Raw genomic sequence first — 15,587 nt, 5'->3', positions numbered from 1 at the left:
ATGCCGCATAACGGGGCACAAGCGGACGAGTGGGAGTGCGTGGCATGGGTCACTGGCTCAATCAGAACTTCGTGGAGCCGGGCAAGCTGCCCCTGCTCCTGGCCCTGACCGCCTTCGTGCTGACGTTCGCGATCACCCGGCTCATCACCCGGATGATCCGGGCCGGCAAGGGGCCGTTCCGCAACATCACGCCCGGCGGGGTCCACATCCACCACGTGGTGCCCGGGGTGGTGCTGAGCGTGGTCGGCGGATTCGGTGCGGTGGCGAGCGGGCGGCACGGGGTCACCGCCGGGGTCTGCGCGGTCGTCTTCGGCGTCGGCGCGGGCCTGGTGCTGGACGAGTTCGCTCTGATCCTCTACCTGGACGACGTGTACTGGACCGAGGAGGGGCGCCGGAGCGTGGAGGTCGTCGTGCTCACGGCGGCCCTGGTGCTGCTGGTGCTCGGCGGGTTCTCCCCGCTGGGCGTCAACGACCTGAGCGACGATCAGCAGCAGGGCCGGCTCGGGGCCGTGCTCACTGTCGTCGTCAACTTCTGCTTCGTGCTGATCACCCTCTTCAAGGGCAAGGCGCGGATGGCGGTGGTCGGCACGCTGGTCCCGTTCGTGGCCCTCGTCGGCGCGATCCGGCTGGCCCGGCCGACCTCGCTGTGGGCGCGCCGGTTCTACCGCAACCGGCACCGGGCCCGCTCCCGTGCGGTGCTGCGGGCCTACCACCACGACGTGCGCTGGGTCGGCCCGCGCCGCAGGTTTCAGGACCTGATCGGCGGGGCCCCGGACCGGGCCCCCCTCCCGCCCTCCAAGCCCTGACGGTCCCGCCGTCGCCGTCCGCGCAGCGCCCGGGCCGCGCACAGGGCGAGCGCCGCCGCGATGGCCGCCAGGTGTTCCCGGCCCGCCAGGTTGTCCTTCAGCAGGGCCTCGGCCACCATCGCGACGATCACCACCGCCCCGGTGACCCGCGCCCGGTACGCGCAGCAGACGCAGACCGCCAGTGCGACGACCGCCGCCGAGGGCCCGGTGTCCACGATCCGCGCGTCGGACCCGGGCAGCCCGAGGAAGGCGTCCGGCCCGGCCGCGATGCCGATCCGCGCGTACATCGTCCCGGCCAGGGTCGCCGCGTACGCGATCAGCAGCGTCCGCCACCGGCCGAGGCAGATCTCCGCCGCCCCGAACACCACCAGCATCTGCGCCAGCGCGCCCCACACCGGCAGGTCCAGCGCGGGTACGAACAGCGACAACGGGGTACGCAGCAGGGCCGCCCAGAGCGGATCGTCGGCCCGGACCGCGCCCAGCGCCTGCACCGGGCCGTAGCCCCAGGACCGGTTCTGCACGACCTGGAGCAGCCCGGTCAGGGCCACCGAGGCCAGGGTCAGGGGCACGGCCCGCGGACCGCGGGCGGCGAGCGGTGCCCGTACGGCCGACCAGAGCGGGCCCCACTCCCGGTGGGCCGCCCGGCGCAGGGCGCGTACGGCTCTCATCCACGCGGTCCGGGCGGTACGCCGCGGCCCCGGGCCAGCCGCGAACGGTGCAGCCACTTGGGCAGGCCCGGCGCCTCCAGGAAGCCTTCCGCGCGGCCGGCCGCGACGCCGATGCGCAGCAGGTCCGCGCTCTTCTCGAAGAGCAGGAACCGGGGCTCCCAGATCGGGCGGTACTTCGCGTTGGCCCGGTACAGCGACTCGATCTGCCACCACCGCGAGAAGAAGCTGAGCAGCGACCGCCACATCCGGAGCACCGGACCGGCGCCCAGCCGCGAACCGCGCTCGAAGACCGAGCGGAACATCGCGAAGTTCAGCGACACCTGCGTCACGCCCAGCTTCCCGGCCCGCTGCAGGAGTTCGATCACCATGAACTCCATCAGCCCGTTCTCGGAGTCCCGGTCACGCCGCATCAGGTCCAGCGAGAGGCCGTTCGGGCCCCACGGCACGAAGCTCAGCAGGGCCCGCAGCTCGCCCGGGGCGCCGTCATCGGACGGGGCGTCACGGCACTCCAGCATCACGCACTGCCCGTCGGCCGGGTCGCCGAGCCGGCCCAGCGCCATCGAGAAACCGCGCTCCGTCGCCCCGTCGCGCCAGTCGTCCGCCCGGCGCACCAGCTCGGCCATCTCGGCCTCCGGGATCTCCGCGTGCCGGCGCACCGTCACCGCGTAACCGGCCCGCCGCACCCGGTTGTACGCCTGGCGCACGGTCCGCATCGCGCGGCCCTCCAGGGTGAAGTCGGCCGTCTCCACGATCGCCTCGTCGCCCAGTTCCAGGGCGTCCAGGCCGTGCCGGGCGTAGACCGTGCCGGCCTCCTCGCCCGCGCCCATCACCGCCGGGATCCAGCCGTGTTCGCGGGCCTCGGCCAGCCACGGCTCGATCGCCCCCGGCCAGGCCTCCGGATCGCCGATCGGGTCGCCGGACGCCAGCGACACCCCGCCGACCACCCGGTAGGCGACGGCCGCCTTCCGGGTCGGCGACCACACCGCGCTCTTCTCGCGGCGCAGCGCGAAGTAGCCCAGCGAGTCCCGCTCGCCGTGCTTGTCGAGCAGCGCCCGCAGCGCCTCCTCGTCCTCCGCGGTGATCGGGTCGACGGCCCGGCGGGAGCGGAAGGCGGCCCAGACGACCGCGACCAGCAGCAGCGTGGACAGGATGTTGATGGAGACGTTGACCCAGCCCGGTGCGGTGATCCCGGGGAACCGCGAATCGGACGCGGCGACGGACACCAGCCGCAGCGCCCCGTACGCCCAGCGGTCCAGGAACGTCGAGCGGTACTCGTCGTGCGCGGTGTTGGTGACCGTGACCAGGCCCGCCGCGATCAGCGAGGTGACCAGCAGCCCGCCGGCCGCCACCAGCGCGGCCAGCTTCGGATTGGACCGGTCGCCCTTCGCGTAGAACTCGCGCCTGCCGAGCACCAGCGAAAGCACGAAGCCCGCGGACAGCGTCAGCGAGATCCAGTTCTGCGGATAGCGGCGGACCTCCGGGAAGACGATCAGGGCGGCCGACAGCACCAGCGTCAGCCCGCTGAGCGCCAGGTTGGCGATCCACGCGGCCCGCTTGCGGCGGCGCATCGTCACGGCCAGGAAGAGCGCCACCACCCCCGAGGAGAAGCCCGCCGTGAGCAGATAGGGGGTGAAGTAGTCGTCCGTGTTGTGGCGGCGCAGGTCCTGGCCGAAGGTGACCCAGACCGCGCTGAGGAAGTTGAGGAACGACACCACGCGCAGGTACCAGATGGCGAACGCGGCGCCGCGCCGTGAGCGTGGTGTGCCGGCCCTGCGGACGGTACCCCGCCCGGACTCCTCGACGGTCATACCGACCTCTCCCATGAAAAGCGATCATATGGGGCATCGCGCTGCATGAGGGGGCGCTCCGCGGCCGGTGTCGGCCGGACGCGGAGCGGGGCCGGCGTCAGTCCGTCGGCTCGTCCTTCTCCTCGTCCGCGCCGCCCTCCGCCGGCTCCGGCTCCCGCTCGGGCAGCTCGGCGGCCAGCGCGGCGGCGGCCTGGACGAAGGGAAGGGCGAGCAGTGCCCCGCATCCCTCGCCCACGATGACGCCGTGATCGAGCAGCGGGTTGAGCGCCATCCGGTCGAGGGCCTTCGCCTGCGCCGGCTCCCCGCTCAGCTGGCCCGCCAGCCACCAGTCCGGCGCCCGGAACGCGGCCCGCTGGCCGACCAGCGCCGCCGCCGCGCCGACCACCCCGTCCAGGACCACGGGCAGCCGCCGCACCGCGCACTGGAGCAGGAAGCCGGTCATCGCCGCCAGGTCCGCCCCGCCCACGGTGGCCAGCAGCGCCAGCTGGTCGCCCAGGACCGGCCGGGCCCGGCGCAGCGCGTCACGGATCGTCGCGCACTTGCGCATCCACGCCAGGTCGTCGATCCCCGCGCCACCGCGCCCGGTCACCACGGAGGCGTCCGTGCCGCACAGCGCCGCGATCAGCGTGGCCGCCGCCGTCGTGCCGCCCACACTGAGGTCGCCGAGCACCACCAGATCGGTGCCCGAGTCGGCCTCCTCGTCGGCCACCGCGATCCCGAGCCGCACGGCGGCCTCGGCCTCCTCGGCCGTCAGCGCGTCCTCGACGTCGATGCGGCCGCTGCCGCGCCGCACCCGGGTCCGTACGACGGCCTCGGGCAGCAGTTCCGGGTCGCAGTCGAGTCCGGCGTCCACGATCCGCACCGGCACCGAGAACCGGCGGGCCAGGACCGCCAGCGGGGTCGAACCGTCCAGCGTGGCCCGGACCAGCTCGTGCGCGGTGGAGGCCGCGCGGCCGGACACATCGAGTCCGGCCACCCCGTGGTCACCCGCGAACAGCACCACGCGCGGCTGCTCGATCGTCCGCACCGGCGCGGACTGCTGCGCGATCGACAGCCACTCGCCCAGCTCGTCCAGACGGCCGAGGGCGCCCGGGGGCACGATGAGCCGCTCCCGGCGTTCCTCGGCATCGCGCCGTACGCCCCCGTCGGGGCGCTCGATCAGGTCGGAGAAGTCGTCCAGATTCACGGGGGTCTGCCTCGCGGGTCGATACGGGGAGTGGTCCGGGGAGCCCGGCGGCGGGCTCCCTGCGGAACAGTACCCGTCACGTTTTCCGGGCCCGCCCGGTATGGCCCCGCGCCCGGGCCCCGCCCCCTCAGCCGCGCAGCGGCAGCACCTGGCCCGCCACCACCAGCAGCACCTGCTCGCACTCCCCGGCCACCGCCGCGTTCAGCCGGCCCAGCTCGTCCCGGAAGCGCCGCCCGGCCGCCGTCGCCGGCACCACCCCGGAGCCGGTCTCGTTGGTCACCAGGACCACCGTGCGCCGCGTCCCGCGCACCGCAGCGACCAGCTCCGCCGTCCTGACCCGCAGCGCCCGCTCGCCGCCCTCCGCCCACGCCGCGTCGTCCCAGGCGTCCACCCGGTCCATCGCGTCCGTCAGCCACAGCGACAGGCAGTCGATGAGCAGGGGCGGCCCGTCCGACGACAGCAGCTCCGCGAGCTCACAGGTCTCCTCGGTGCGCCAGGCGGCCGGACGGCGCTCCCGGTGCAGCCCGACCCGGGCCGCCCAGTCCGCGTCCCCGTCCCGGGCGCCGCCCGTCGCCACGTACACGACCTCCGGATACGTCTCCAGGCGCCGTTCCGCCTCGACGGACTTCCCGGAACGGGCGCCGCCGGTGACCAGGGTGCGCCGGGGGACCGCCGGGGCCGGGGCGCGGAAGCCGCCGACCGCCAGCGTCGTACCGTCCGGCACCGCCCGGGCCCCGGCCGCGGCGAGCCGCCGTTCCAGCTCGGGGGCGGGCGGCGCGTCGTGGCCCAGATGGACGGCGATCAGCTCCGTGGCGGGCCCGATCGCCTCGACGGACCGCAGCCGCGCCACGGCGTCGGGCCGCCCGACGACGTCCGCGGCGACCAGGTCGTACGGCTGCGCCACCGGGTCGGTCAGCCCGGCCGGTGCGCCGCCCGGCGGGAGGTACAGCAGCCGGGCGCCCTCCGGCGAGGTCACCTCGTACCCCGTGCCGGGCGCGTCCATCGGCACGGCCCGTACCCGGTGGCCGCTGATCAGCGTCAGCACCCGCCCGTCCGGGACCCGGCCGGCCGGGGGGAGTCCGACGGGCAGCTCGACGGCGGGTCCGTCGTGGGGGTGGGTCAGCAGGACCTGGCGTACGCCGGTGAGCGAGCGGCCGGCGCGGGCGGCGGCGAACACCGCCCCGGGCGTGAGGTCGAGCAGCAGCGCGTCATCGACCAGGAGGGCGGTCGCGGCCCGGCTGCCGGCTCCGCGGGCGAGGGCGCAGGCGGCGCAGGGACAGTCGGGCCGCGGCAGCCCGTCGGGGGCTCCGGTGCCGAGCAGAGTCAGTTCCACGTTCCGATCCTCCCGCGTCGCCGCGCGCGGTGCGCGACGTGGGCCCTCGAAGATCCGCCGCACAAGCTCTAGGCTGCCGACGGGAACGACATACCCGGGAGGCGCACATGGCGTGGACGTGGCGGTTCGAGAAGTCCGACGGTACGGAGACGGAGCCGGCCCTGCGGCCGGAGGAGTTCACGACCCAGGGCGACGCGGAGTCCTGGATCGGTGAGTACTGGAAGGAACTCCTGGACGGCGGGGCGGACCAGGTCACGCTCTTCGACGACGGCACGAAGATCTACGGCCCGATGAGCCTTCAGGCGGACGCGGCGGGCTGACGGCGCGCGGCTGCCGCCGGGCGGGCCCTCGCGGACCCATCCGGCGGCAGCCGTCTCCGTACGCTCAGATCTCGCCGAGGGTGACTTCGGCCGTCTTCTGCGCGCTCCCGCGCGTGTACGTCACCTTCGCCTTCTGGCCCGGCTTGTGACCGGCCAGCGCCTCGGAGAGCGAGGTGATCGTGGTGACCTTCGTGTCGTCCACCTTCACGATGATGTCGCCGGCCCGCAGCCCCGCCTTCTCGGCCGCGCCGCCCTTCTGCACGCTGACGATCGCGACGCCCGCCGGACGGTAGTCGTCGTTGACGACCGTGCGGCCGGTGATGTCGAGCGCAGCCCGGCCCGAGTCGGTGACCTTGCCGTTCTTGATGATCTGGTCGGCGACCGTCCGCACCATCGAGGCCGGGATGGCGAAGCCGATCCCCGGCGCCGCGCTGTCGCCCATCTGGGGGTCGGACGCGGCGAGCGTCGGGATGCCGATGACCTGGCTGTCCAGGTTCACGAGGGCCCCGCCGCTGTTGCCCGGGTTGATCGCCGCCGAGGTCTGCACCATGTTGGCGATGGTCGCCCCGGTGCCGCCGCCCGAGCGGCTCTCGCTCACGGTGCGGCCGAGGGCTGAAACGATGCCCTGGGTGACGCTGCTGGACAGGCCGAGCGGCGAGCCCATCGCCAGCACGATCTGCCCGACCGCGACCTTCTCCGAGTCCCCGAACTTCGCGGGCCGCAGCCCGTCGGGCACGTCGTCCAGCTTGATGACGGCCAGGTCCTGCTGCGGGTAGGCGGCGACCAGCGACGCCTTCATCACCTTCTCGCCAGTGGCCACGGTGACCTTGAACGTCTTCTCGTCGCCGACGACGTGCGCGTTGGTGACGATGTGGCCCTTGGCGTCGTAGACGACACCGGAGCCCAGGCTCTCGGAGGCGTCGATCTGCACGACCGACGGCAGCACGTCGTTGATGGCGGACTGGTACTCGCTCTGCAGATCCCCGTCGGCCTTCGCGGCCGGACCGGGCTGCGCCGAGCCGGACGCCGTCGCGTCCGGCCCCGCGGCGGGAGCGCTCGAACCGGAGCAACCGCTCACCAGCGCGATCGCGCAGACCCCGGCGGACAGAGGCAGCAACAGCCGCCGCGCACGGCGGCGGGAGTGAATGGCATCCATGTCCGGATTATTACTTTTGCCCCCGGGGGTGGCCCGTCGAGCGCATCCAGAGGGGGCCCATCAAGCCCGCCCGGCGATCGAGGGCAGTCCTTCAGCCCCGTACGCCACACAGATGCAGCAGCGCCGCGACCCCGCGATACGGGTCCGTCCGGCCCGCCCGGTCCTCCGCGGCAAGCACCCGCTCCAGCTCCGCCACCGGCGGCAGCTCCTCCTCGTTGCTCACGAGGTCCGTGAAGAGCCGCACCCCGTACCAGGCGTGCAGCGGCGCCGCGATCGAGGCCAGCGTCGCCGTCAGCGCCTCCAGCCGGTCCGCGCGCACGGACAGGCCGAGACGGTTGGTGTACCGGTCGGAGTCGAACGCGGCCAGCGCCCCGGCGAAGTCCCCGGCCATCCCCGGCCGCATCGCCAGCGCGTCCGCGTTCCGCACGAGCAGCGACAGCAGCCCGCCCGGCGCCAGCATCCGGGCCAGGCCCGCCACCATGGCGTCCGGCTCCTGGACGTACATCAGCACACCGTGGCAGAGGACTACGTCGAAGCTGCCGGGCAGGAAGTGGACCCCGGTGTCCTGGCCGTTGCCCTCGATGAGCCGCACCCGCTCGCGGATGCCGGCCGGCTCGCCGCCCAGCGCCTCACGGGCGAGCCGCAGCATCTCCGCGTCGGACTCCAGACCGGTCACGGTGTGCCCGGCCCGGGCCAGCCGCAGCGCCTGCGTGCCCTGGCCCATGCCGACGTCCAGGATGCGCAGCCGCTGCCCGACCGGGAAGCGGGCCGCGATCTGCTCGTCCAGCTGCCGGGCCACCAGCTCCTGGCGCACGGTGTTGCGCAGGCCGGTCAGCCCCTTGGTCCAGGCCGCCGAGGCCCCGGCGAAGCCGGAGACGGCACCGGCCGGCCGGTCGGCGGACACACCGCCGACCGGGCCCGACGGCTCGGTGCTCAGGGCCGCTCTCCGCGCTTGACCTGCGGCTTCGGCAGCCGGAGCCGGCGCATCTGGAGCGTACGCATCAGCCCGTAGGCGACCGCGCCGCGCTTCGGCGTGTCCGGGAACCGCGTGTTCAGCTGCTTGCGCAGGCGGAACGCGAGCCCGATCGAGTCGATCACGATCAGCACGATCACGATCAGCCAGAGCAGCAGCGAGATGTTCTGGATGCCCTGCACCTGGATCACGCTGAGGATCAGGATGACCACGGCGAGCGGCAGGAAGTACTCCGCGATGCAGAAGCGGGAGTCCACGAAGTCGCGGACGAAGCGGCGCACCGGCCCCTTGTCGCGCGCGGGCAGATAGCGCTCGTCACCACTGGCGAGCGCCTCCCGCTGCTTGGCCATGTCCACTCGGCGCGCCTCGCGCTGCCGCTTCGCGGCCTCCTTGCGGTCGAGCGGCGCACCACTGGAGGCACGACGGCGCTGCGTCTGGGCCTCGCTGCGCTTGGGGGTGGGGCGACCCTTGGGGGCCTGCGGGTCGCGGGGCGTCTTGGAGAGGTCCGCCGTCACCTTGTCGGTGGGGGCCTTCTCTTCCTTGGAGCGGCTACGGAACACAAGGCCCAAGGGTACGGGGTCGCTCGCGGATCCCCGCAGGCCGCCCGGGAACGATCCGGCAACGGCCTGCGTCCTTGCCCATGTGAGAGCGCCGCTACGGGCCTCACCTACTCCCTGGGCCGGAGCGCAGCCGGGACACAGTCGTCCTTGGGGAGGAGCCCATCCATGCTCGAACAGTGCGGTAATAGAGACAGGGCCCGTACTGTGGGTTCTGTTGGAGTGCTGGAGCCCAGTTGAGTCAGAAGGGGGCGCGCGAAGCCCATGAGCGGTGTCATGAAGCGTATGGGGATGATCTTCCGCGCGAAGGCAAACAAGGCCCTTGACCGGGCCGAGGATCCGCGCGAGACCCTTGATTACTCGTACCAGAAGCAGCTGGAGCTGCTTCAGAAGGTGCGCCGCGGAGTCGCCGACGTGGCGACCTCGCGCAAGCGGCTGGAGCTGCAGCTGAACCAGCTGCAGGGCCAGTCCTCGAAGCTGGAGGACCAGGGCCGCAAGGCGCTCGCGCTCGGCCGCGAGGACCTGGCCCGCGAGGCGCTGTCGCGCCGCGCCGCCCTCCAGCAGCAGGTCACCGACCTGGAGACGCAGCACACCACGCTGCAGGGCGAGGAGGAGAAGCTCACTCTCGCGGCCCAGCGGCTTCAGGCCAAGGTGGACGCCTTCCGGACGAAGAAGGAGACCATCAAGGCCACCTACACGGCGGCCCAGGCGCAGACCCGGATCGGGGAGGCCTTCTCCGGCATCTCCGAGGAGATGGGCGACGTCGGCCTGGCGATCCAGCGGGCCGAGGACAAGACGCAGCAGCTCCAGGCCCGCGCCGGTGCCATCGACGAGCTGCTGGCCTCCGGCGCCCTGGACGACCCGACCGGCACGGCGAAGGACGACATCGCCGCCGAGCTGGACCGGATCTCCGGTGGTACGGATGTGGAGCTGGAGCTCCAGCGCATGAAGGCCGAGCTGGCCGGCGGCTCCTCCTCGCAGCAGGCGATCGAGGGCGGCCCGCAGGACGCCCAGCAGCAGAACAGCCAGGCGCACAAATTCGACAAGAACTGAGGCGGCGTCATGATCGTACGGATCATGGGGGAAGGCCAGGTCGTCCTGGCCGACAGCCATCTCGCCGAGCTCGACAAGCTCGACGACGCCCTGCTGGCCGAGATGGAGCGCGGTGACGGACCCGGCTTCCGCACCACGCTCCACGCGCTCCTCGCAAGGGTGCGCGAACTCGGCTCACCCTTGCCGGACGACTCCCTGGAGCCGTCCGAGCTGATCCTGCCGTCGCCGGACGCGACCCTCGAAGAGGTACGCGCCATGCTCAGCGACGACGGACTGATCCCCGGCTGACACCGACCGCTCTCCAGCACCCGCACCCCGTGCCCCGCGCCCGCCCGACGGACGCGGGGCACGGGTGCGTCCCGGGGGCGTCCCGCCGGTCGGGGCCGGACCGGGCCGCGAGCGGCACGCCGTAACGTAGCCCGACGTGACCACCCTCGGAACCGGGGTGCTGCGCGTCCGCCACTGGCTGCGTGCCCACCCCCTCGCGCTGGACGGCGCGCTCGCCCTGGGCGTGCTCGTGGCCATGGTCTTCGCCTCGTTCGTGGACCCCGGCGGGCACGACGGGCCCACTTTCGGCGCCCGCACCCCCGCCGCGAGCAGCCTGCTGCTGATGCTGCTCAGCTCGCTGGCCCTGATCCGGCGCCGCCGCGAACCGATGGCCGTGCTCGCCGCCACCGGGGCGCTGACCGTCGTGGAACTGGTCACCGCGGACCCGCCGGCCCCCGTCGTGATGAGCGCCGTCATCGCGCTCTACACCGTCGCCGCCCGCACCGACCGGCCCACCACCTGGCGGGTCGGGCTGCTCACCATGGCCGCGCTCACCGCCGCCGCCATGCTCTTCGGTTCACCGCCCTGGTACAGCCAGGAGAACCTGGGCGTCTTCGCCTGGACCGGGATGGCCGCGGCCGCGGGCGACGCGGTCCGCTCCCGGCGCGCGTTCGTCGGTGCGATCCGGGAGCGCGCCGAACGCGCCGAACGGACCCGCGAGGAGGAGGCCCGCCGCCGGGTCGCCGAGGAACGGCTGCGCATCGCCCGCGACCTGCACGACGTCGTCGCCCACCACATCGCCCTGGTCAACGTGCAGGCCGGGGTCGCAGCGCACGTCATGGACAAGCGCCCCGACCAGGCGAAACAGGCCCTCGCCCACGTCCGCGAGGCGAGCCGGTCCGCGCTCAACGAGCTCCGGGCCACCGTCGGCCTGCTCCGCCAGTCCGGAGACCCGGAGGCGCCCACCGAACCGGCCCCCGGCCTCGCGGTCCTCGGCCAGCTGGTCGCGAGCGTGCGCCAGGCGGGGCTGCCCGTCGAGGTCGCCTGCGCCGCCGAGGGCGAGCCGCCGCTGCCCTCGGCCGTCGACCTGGCCGCGTACCGGGTGATCCAGGAGGCCCTGACCAACGTCCGCAAGCACGCGGGCCCGGGCGCCAAGGCCGAGGTGAGCGTCGTACGGGTCGGGGCCACGGCCGAGGTCATGGTCCTGGACAACGGCCGCGGGAACGCCACCGGCGCCGACTCCGCGTCCGGCGGCGGCCACGGCCTGCTCGGGATGCGCGAACGCGTCACCGCCCTGGGCGGCACCCTCACCGCGGGTCCCCGCTACGGGGGCGGGTTCCGCGTCCATGCGATCCTGCCCGTCGAGGCCCGCGCGCAGGAGCCCGGTCGCCCGGGCGCGGCGGGCCGGACGGGGGAGAACGCATGACACCGGCCATCAAGGTCCTGCTCGCCGACGACCAGGCGCTGCTGCGCAGCGCGTTCCGGGTGCTGGTCGACTCGGAGCCCGACATGCGGGTGGTGGGCGAGGCGGCGGACGGGGCGCAGGCCGTGGAGGTGGCCCGCGCCGAGCGGCCCGACGTGGTGCTGATGGACATCCGGATGCCCGGCACGGACGGACTCACCGCCACCCGCATGATCAGCGCCGACCCGGATCTCGCGGACGTCCGCGTGGTCATGCTCACCACCTTCGAGGTGGACGAGTACGTGGTGCAGTCGCTGCGCGCGGGGGCCTCGGGCTTCCTCGGCAAGGGCGCCGAGCCGGACGAACTCCTCAACGCGATCCGGATCGCCGCGGGGGGCGAGGCGCTGCTCTCGCCGGCCGCGACCAAGGGCCTGATCGCCACGTTCCTCGCGCAGGGCGGCAGCGGGGTGGATGACGGGCCGGGGGCGGCCGCGTACTCGGAGCGGCTGGCGGCCCTCACCACGAGGGAGCGCGAGGTGCTGGTCCTGGTCGCGGGCGGGCTGTCCAACGACGAGATCGCGGAGCGCCTGGTCGTCAGCCCACTGACCGTCAAGACGCATGTGAACCGGGCGATGGCGAAGCTGGGCGCCCGGGACCGCGCACAACTCGTGGTAATTGCGTACGAATCGGGCCTGGTGCGCCCGCGGGTGGAGTGAGGGTGCAGCCGGGGCGTACTCCACCTGCGGTATGCGGGGCGTGAGAAAGCGACCCTGGGGCCGAGGACTTTCGTCCCGGGCATCGGCGATCGTATAGGTGGGCTGGATCTGTCCCCCGGGCACGCCCCGGCATCCCGCCCACCTGCCGCGTAAGCCACAGAAAGAGACCCACCCATGTCCTGGCTGTCCAGATTCAGCCTCGCGCAAAGGGCCCTGATCGGTCTGATCTCGATCGTCGCGCTCGTCTTCGGAGCGATTGCGATCCCGCAGCTCAAGCAGCAGCTGCTGCCCACCATCGAACTGCCGATGGTGTCGGTGCTCGCCCCCTACCAGGGTGCGTCCCCCGATGTGGTCGAGAAGCAGGTCGTCGAACCGCTCGAGAACACCATCAAGGCCGTCGACGGCGTCACCGGCGTCACGTCGACCGCCAGCGAGGGCAACGCCGTCATCATGGCGTCCTTCGACTTCGGGGACGAGGGCACCAAGCAGCTCGTCGCCGACATCCAGCAGGCCGTGAACCGCGCCCGCGTCCAGCTGCCCGAGGACGTCGACCCGCAGGTCATCGCCGGTTCGACGGACGACATCCCGACCGTCGTCCTCGCCGTCACCTCGGACAAGGACCAGCAGGCGCTGGCCGACCAGCTGGACCGCACCGTCGTCCCCGCCCTGGAGGACATCGACGGCGTCGGCCAGGTCTCCGTCGACGGTGTGCGCGACCTCCAGGTCTCCGTCACCCCGGACGACACGAAGCTCGCCGCCGCCGGACTCAACGCCGCCGCGCTCTCCCAGGCCCTCCAGTCGGGCGGCGCGACCGTCCCGGCCGGTGCCTTCTCGGAGTCCGGCAAGAGCCGCACGATCCAGGTCGGCGGCGCCTTCACCTCGCTGAAGCAGATCGAGGACCTGCGGGTCACCGGTCAGAACCCGGCCTCGGGCAAGCCCGGCAAGCCGGTCCGCCTCGGTGACATCGCGACCGTGAAGCAGGAGGCCGCCACCGCGGACTCCATCACCCGCACCAACGGCCGCCCGAGCCTCGCCGTCATGGCGACGATGGACAAGGACGGCAGCGCCGTCGCCATCTCGGACGCCGTCAAGGACAAGCTCCCGGACCTGCGCAAGGACCTCGGCTCCGGCGCCGAGCTGACCGTCGTCTCGGACCAGGGCCCGGCCGTCTCCAAGGCGATCTCCGGCCTGACGACCGAGGGCGCGCTCGGCCTGCTCTTCGCCGTCATCGTGATCCTGGTCTTCCTGGCCTCGCTGCGCTCCACCCTGGTCACCGCGGTCTCCATCCCGCTCTCCGTGGTCCTCGCGCTGATCGTGCTCTGGACCCGTGACCTGTCGCTCAACATGCTGACGCTGGGCGCGCTCACCATCGCGATCGGCCGGGTCGTGGACGACTCGATCGTCGTCCTGGAGAACATCAAGCGCCACCTCGGCTACGGCGAGGAGCGCCAGTCCGCGATCATCACCGCGGTCAAGGAGGTGGCCGGAGCGGTCACCTCGTCCACCCTCACCACCGTCGCCGTCTTCCTGCCGATCGGTCTCGTCGGCGGCATGGTCGGCGAGCTGTTCGGCTCGTTCTCGCTGACCGTCACCGCGGCCCTGCTGGCCTCGCTGCTGGTCTCGCTGACCGTGGTCCCCGTCCTGTCGTACTGGTTCCTGCGCGCCCCCAAGGGCACCGCCGAGGACCCGGACAAGGCGCGCCGCGAGGCCGAGGAGAAGGAGGCGCGCAGCCGCCTCCAGCGGATCTACGTCCCGGTGCTGCGGTTCGCCACCCGGCGCCGTATCACCAGTGTCGTCATCGCCGTCGCCGTCCTCTTCGGCACCTTCGGCATGGCGCCCCTGCTGAAGACCAACTTCTTCGACCAGGGCGAGCAGGAAGTCCTGTCCATCAAGCAGAAGATGGACCCGGGCACCAGCCTCGCGGCCTCCGACGAGGCGGCGAAGAAGGTCGAGAAGCTCCTCGCCGACGACGACGGCGTCAAGGACTACCAGGTCACCGTCGGCTCGTCCGGCTTCATGGCCGCCTTCGGCGGCGGCACCGGCTCCAACCAGGCGTCCTACCAGGTCACCCTGAAGGACTCCGCCGAGTTCGAGGCCACCCAGGACCGCATCGAGAAGGGTCTCGCCAAGCTCGACGGCATCGGCGACACCACCATCAGCGCGGGCGACGGCTTCGGCAGCCAGGACCTGAGCGTCGTGGTGAAGGCCGCCGACGCGGACACCCTGAAGAAGGCGTCCGAGCAGGTCCGCGCCGAGGTCGCCAAGCTCAAGGACGTCACCGACGTCCAGAGCGACCTGGCGCAGAGCGTCCCGCGGATCTCGGTGAAGGCCAACGCGAAGGCCGCCGACGCCGGTTACACCCAGGCCACGCTCGGCGCGGCCGTCGCCGGAGCGGTGCGGGGCACCCCGTCCGGCAAGGCGCTCATGGACGACGCCGAGCGCGACGTCGTCGTGAAGTCGGCCCACCCGGCCACCACCATGCAGGAGCTGAAGGACCTTCCGCTCGGCAAGGTGAAGCTCGGCACCATCGCCGATGTGAAGCTGGTCCCCGGACCGGTCTCGATGACCCGGATCGACGGCCAGCGCGCCGCGACGATCACCGCCCGGCCCACCGGTGACAACACCGGCGCGGTCAGCTCCACGCTCCAGACGAAGATCAAGGCCCTGGACCTCCCGGAGGGCGCCACCGCCACCATCGGCGGTGTCTCCTCGGACCAGGACGACGCCTTCAAGAACCTGGGCCTGGCCATGCTGGCGGCCATCGCGATCGTCTTCATGCTGCTGGTCGCCACCTTCCGGTCGCTGATCCAGCCGCTGATCCTGCTGGTCTCCATCCCCTTCGCCGCCACCGGCGCGATCGGCCTGCTCGTCGCCACCGGCACCCCGATGGGCGTCCCGGCGATGATCGGCATGCTGATGCTGATCGGCATCGTGGTGACCAACGCGATCGTGCTGATCGACCTCATCAACCAGTACCGGGCCCAGGGCCTGGGCGTGGTCGAAGCGGTCGTGGAGGGCGGTCGCCACCGTCTGCGCCCGATCCTGATGACGGCCCTGGCGACGATCTTCGCCCTGCTCCCGATGGCGCTCGGCGTCACCGGCGAGGGCGGCTTCATCTCGCAGCCGCTGGCCGTCGTCGTCATCGGCGGTCTGATCACCTCGACGCTGCTGACGCTCCTCCTGGTGCCGACGCTGTACGCGATGGTGGAGCTCCGCAAGGAACGCCGCCGGAACAAGAAGGCCGCCAAGCGGGCCGCGAAGGCCGGCGTCCCGGCCCCCGCGGAGGCGCAGGAGTCCGGCGAACCGGAGCCGACGCGGGCCTGATTCACCCGGTAACCCACA

General features: G+C 72.8%; 14 protein-coding genes. 7 read left to right on the top strand and 7 right to left on the bottom strand.

Going from position 1 to position 15,587, the window contains the following annotated elements; genetic code table 11:
* The first annotated feature begins 44 nt into the window (after positions 1-44).
* Entirely contained in the window at positions 45-806 is a 762-nt protein-coding gene (locus tag OHS17_RS08970; protein WP_330311725.1) for a hypothetical protein, read from the top strand.
* Here the strand turns inward: OHS17_RS08970 and OHS17_RS08965 are convergent.
* The 4 genes from OHS17_RS08965 to OHS17_RS08950 form a co-directional block, all read right to left on the bottom strand.
* Positions 749-1,474, bottom strand: a complete 726-nt coding sequence (locus OHS17_RS08965) for a hypothetical protein (RefSeq protein ID WP_330311724.1) — start codon at positions 1,472-1,474, stop codon at positions 749-751. The genes OHS17_RS08970 and OHS17_RS08965 overlap by 58 nt on opposite strands.
* The gene (locus tag OHS17_RS08960) at positions 1,471-3,282 is read right to left on the bottom strand and encodes a phosphatidylglycerol lysyltransferase domain-containing protein (RefSeq protein ID WP_330315196.1); all 1,812 of its coding nucleotides are present in this window, start codon (positions 3,280-3,282) and stop codon (positions 1,471-1,473) included. Before OHS17_RS08960 ends, OHS17_RS08965 begins: the two co-directional genes overlap by 4 nt.
* Positions 3,283-3,379: 97 nt before the next feature.
* On the bottom strand, positions 3,380-4,468 hold the full coding sequence (locus OHS17_RS08955) for a nicotinate-nucleotide--dimethylbenzimidazole phosphoribosyltransferase (protein WP_330311723.1): 1,089 nt from the start codon (positions 4,466-4,468) through the stop codon (positions 3,380-3,382).
* Between the two features lie 127 nt (positions 4,469-4,595).
* Positions 4,596-5,801, bottom strand: coding sequence for a bifunctional adenosylcobinamide kinase/adenosylcobinamide-phosphate guanylyltransferase (locus OHS17_RS08950; RefSeq protein ID WP_330311722.1), 1,206 nt, complete (start codon positions 5,799-5,801; stop codon positions 4,596-4,598).
* A 107-nt stretch (positions 5,802-5,908) separates the two neighbouring features.
* On the opposite strand from OHS17_RS08950, the gene OHS17_RS08945 reads away from it, so the two are divergent.
* Positions 5,909-6,121: a hypothetical protein gene (locus tag OHS17_RS08945; protein ID WP_073863269.1), complete on the top strand. Its 213-nt coding sequence runs from the start codon at positions 5,909-5,911 to the stop codon at positions 6,119-6,121.
* Between the two features lie 64 nt (positions 6,122-6,185).
* On the opposite strand, the gene OHS17_RS08940 is transcribed toward OHS17_RS08945, so the two are convergent.
* From OHS17_RS08940 to OHS17_RS08930, 3 genes are all read right to left on the bottom strand, one after another.
* A complete protein-coding gene (locus tag OHS17_RS08940) occupies positions 6,186-7,277 on the bottom strand; it encodes a S1C family serine protease (protein ID WP_026171582.1) in 1,092 nt (363 codons plus the stop codon).
* A gap of 91 nt (positions 7,278-7,368) precedes the next feature.
* Entirely contained in the window at positions 7,369-8,103 is a 735-nt protein-coding gene (locus OHS17_RS08935) for a class I SAM-dependent methyltransferase (RefSeq protein WP_199780884.1), read from the bottom strand.
* Positions 8,104-8,210: 107 nt separating this feature from the next.
* On the bottom strand, positions 8,211-8,810 hold the full coding sequence (locus OHS17_RS08930) for a DUF3043 domain-containing protein (RefSeq protein ID WP_020207443.1): 600 nt from the start codon (positions 8,808-8,810) through the stop codon (positions 8,211-8,213).
* A gap of 273 nt (positions 8,811-9,083) precedes the next feature.
* On the opposite strand from OHS17_RS08930, the gene OHS17_RS08925 reads away from it, so the two are divergent.
* The 5 genes from OHS17_RS08925 to OHS17_RS08905 all read left to right on the top strand — a co-directional run bounded on the left by OHS17_RS08925 (position 9,084) and on the right by OHS17_RS08905 (position 15,569).
* Positions 9,084-9,860 (top strand): PspA/IM30 family protein, encoded by a 777-nt coding sequence (locus OHS17_RS08925; protein WP_026171584.1) that lies wholly within the window; start codon positions 9,084-9,086, stop codon positions 9,858-9,860.
* Positions 9,861-9,869: 9 nt separating this feature from the next.
* Entirely contained in the window at positions 9,870-10,148 is a 279-nt protein-coding gene (gene pspAA, locus OHS17_RS08920) for a PspA-associated protein PspAA (RefSeq protein ID WP_018103572.1), read from the top strand.
* Positions 10,149-10,284: 136 nt separating this feature from the next.
* On the top strand, positions 10,285-11,553 hold the full coding sequence (locus tag OHS17_RS08915; protein WP_330311721.1) for a sensor histidine kinase: 1,269 nt from the start codon (positions 10,285-10,287) through the stop codon (positions 11,551-11,553).
* Positions 11,550-12,245, top strand: a complete 696-nt coding sequence (locus tag OHS17_RS08910) for a response regulator transcription factor (protein ID WP_330311720.1) — start codon at positions 11,550-11,552, stop codon at positions 12,243-12,245. Before OHS17_RS08915 ends, OHS17_RS08910 begins: the two co-directional genes overlap by 4 nt.
* A gap of 174 nt (positions 12,246-12,419) precedes the next feature.
* Positions 12,420-15,569, top strand: a complete 3,150-nt coding sequence (locus OHS17_RS08905) for an efflux RND transporter permease subunit (RefSeq protein ID WP_330311719.1) — start codon at positions 12,420-12,422, stop codon at positions 15,567-15,569.
* The last annotated feature ends 18 nt before the right edge of the window (positions 15,570-15,587 follow it).

This window comes from Streptomyces sp. NBC_00523 (assembly GCF_036346615.1).
Taxonomy (GTDB): Bacteria; Actinomycetota; Actinomycetes; order Streptomycetales; family Streptomycetaceae; genus Streptomyces.
Note: the sequence above shows the minus strand (reverse complement) of the source record. Positions and strands in the feature narration are given on the sequence as shown.

Coding starts and splice junctions, on each gene's coding strand:
- OHS17_RS08970 (WP_330311725.1), top strand. CDS start 45: ATGGGTCACTGGCTCAATCAGAACTTCGTGGAGCCGGGCAAGCTGCCC.
- OHS17_RS08965 (WP_330311724.1), bottom strand. CDS start 1,474: ATGAGAGCCGTACGCGCCCTGCGCCGGGCGGCCCACCGGGAGTGGGGC.
- OHS17_RS08960 (WP_330315196.1), bottom strand. CDS start 3,282: ATGACCGTCGAGGAGTCCGGGCGGGGTACCGTCCGCAGGGCCGGCACA.
- OHS17_RS08945 (WP_073863269.1), top strand. CDS start 5,909: ATGGCGTGGACGTGGCGGTTCGAGAAGTCCGACGGTACGGAGACGGAG.
- OHS17_RS08940 (WP_026171582.1), bottom strand. CDS start 7,277: ATGGATGCCATTCACTCCCGCCGCCGTGCGCGGCGGCTGTTGCTGCCT.
- OHS17_RS08925 (WP_026171584.1), top strand. CDS start 9,084: ATGAAGCGTATGGGGATGATCTTCCGCGCGAAGGCAAACAAGGCCCTT.
- pspAA (WP_018103572.1), top strand. CDS start 9,870: ATGATCGTACGGATCATGGGGGAAGGCCAGGTCGTCCTGGCCGACAGC.
- OHS17_RS08910 (WP_330311720.1), top strand. CDS start 11,550: ATGACACCGGCCATCAAGGTCCTGCTCGCCGACGACCAGGCGCTGCTG.
- OHS17_RS08905 (WP_330311719.1), top strand. CDS start 12,420: ATGTCCTGGCTGTCCAGATTCAGCCTCGCGCAAAGGGCCCTGATCGGT.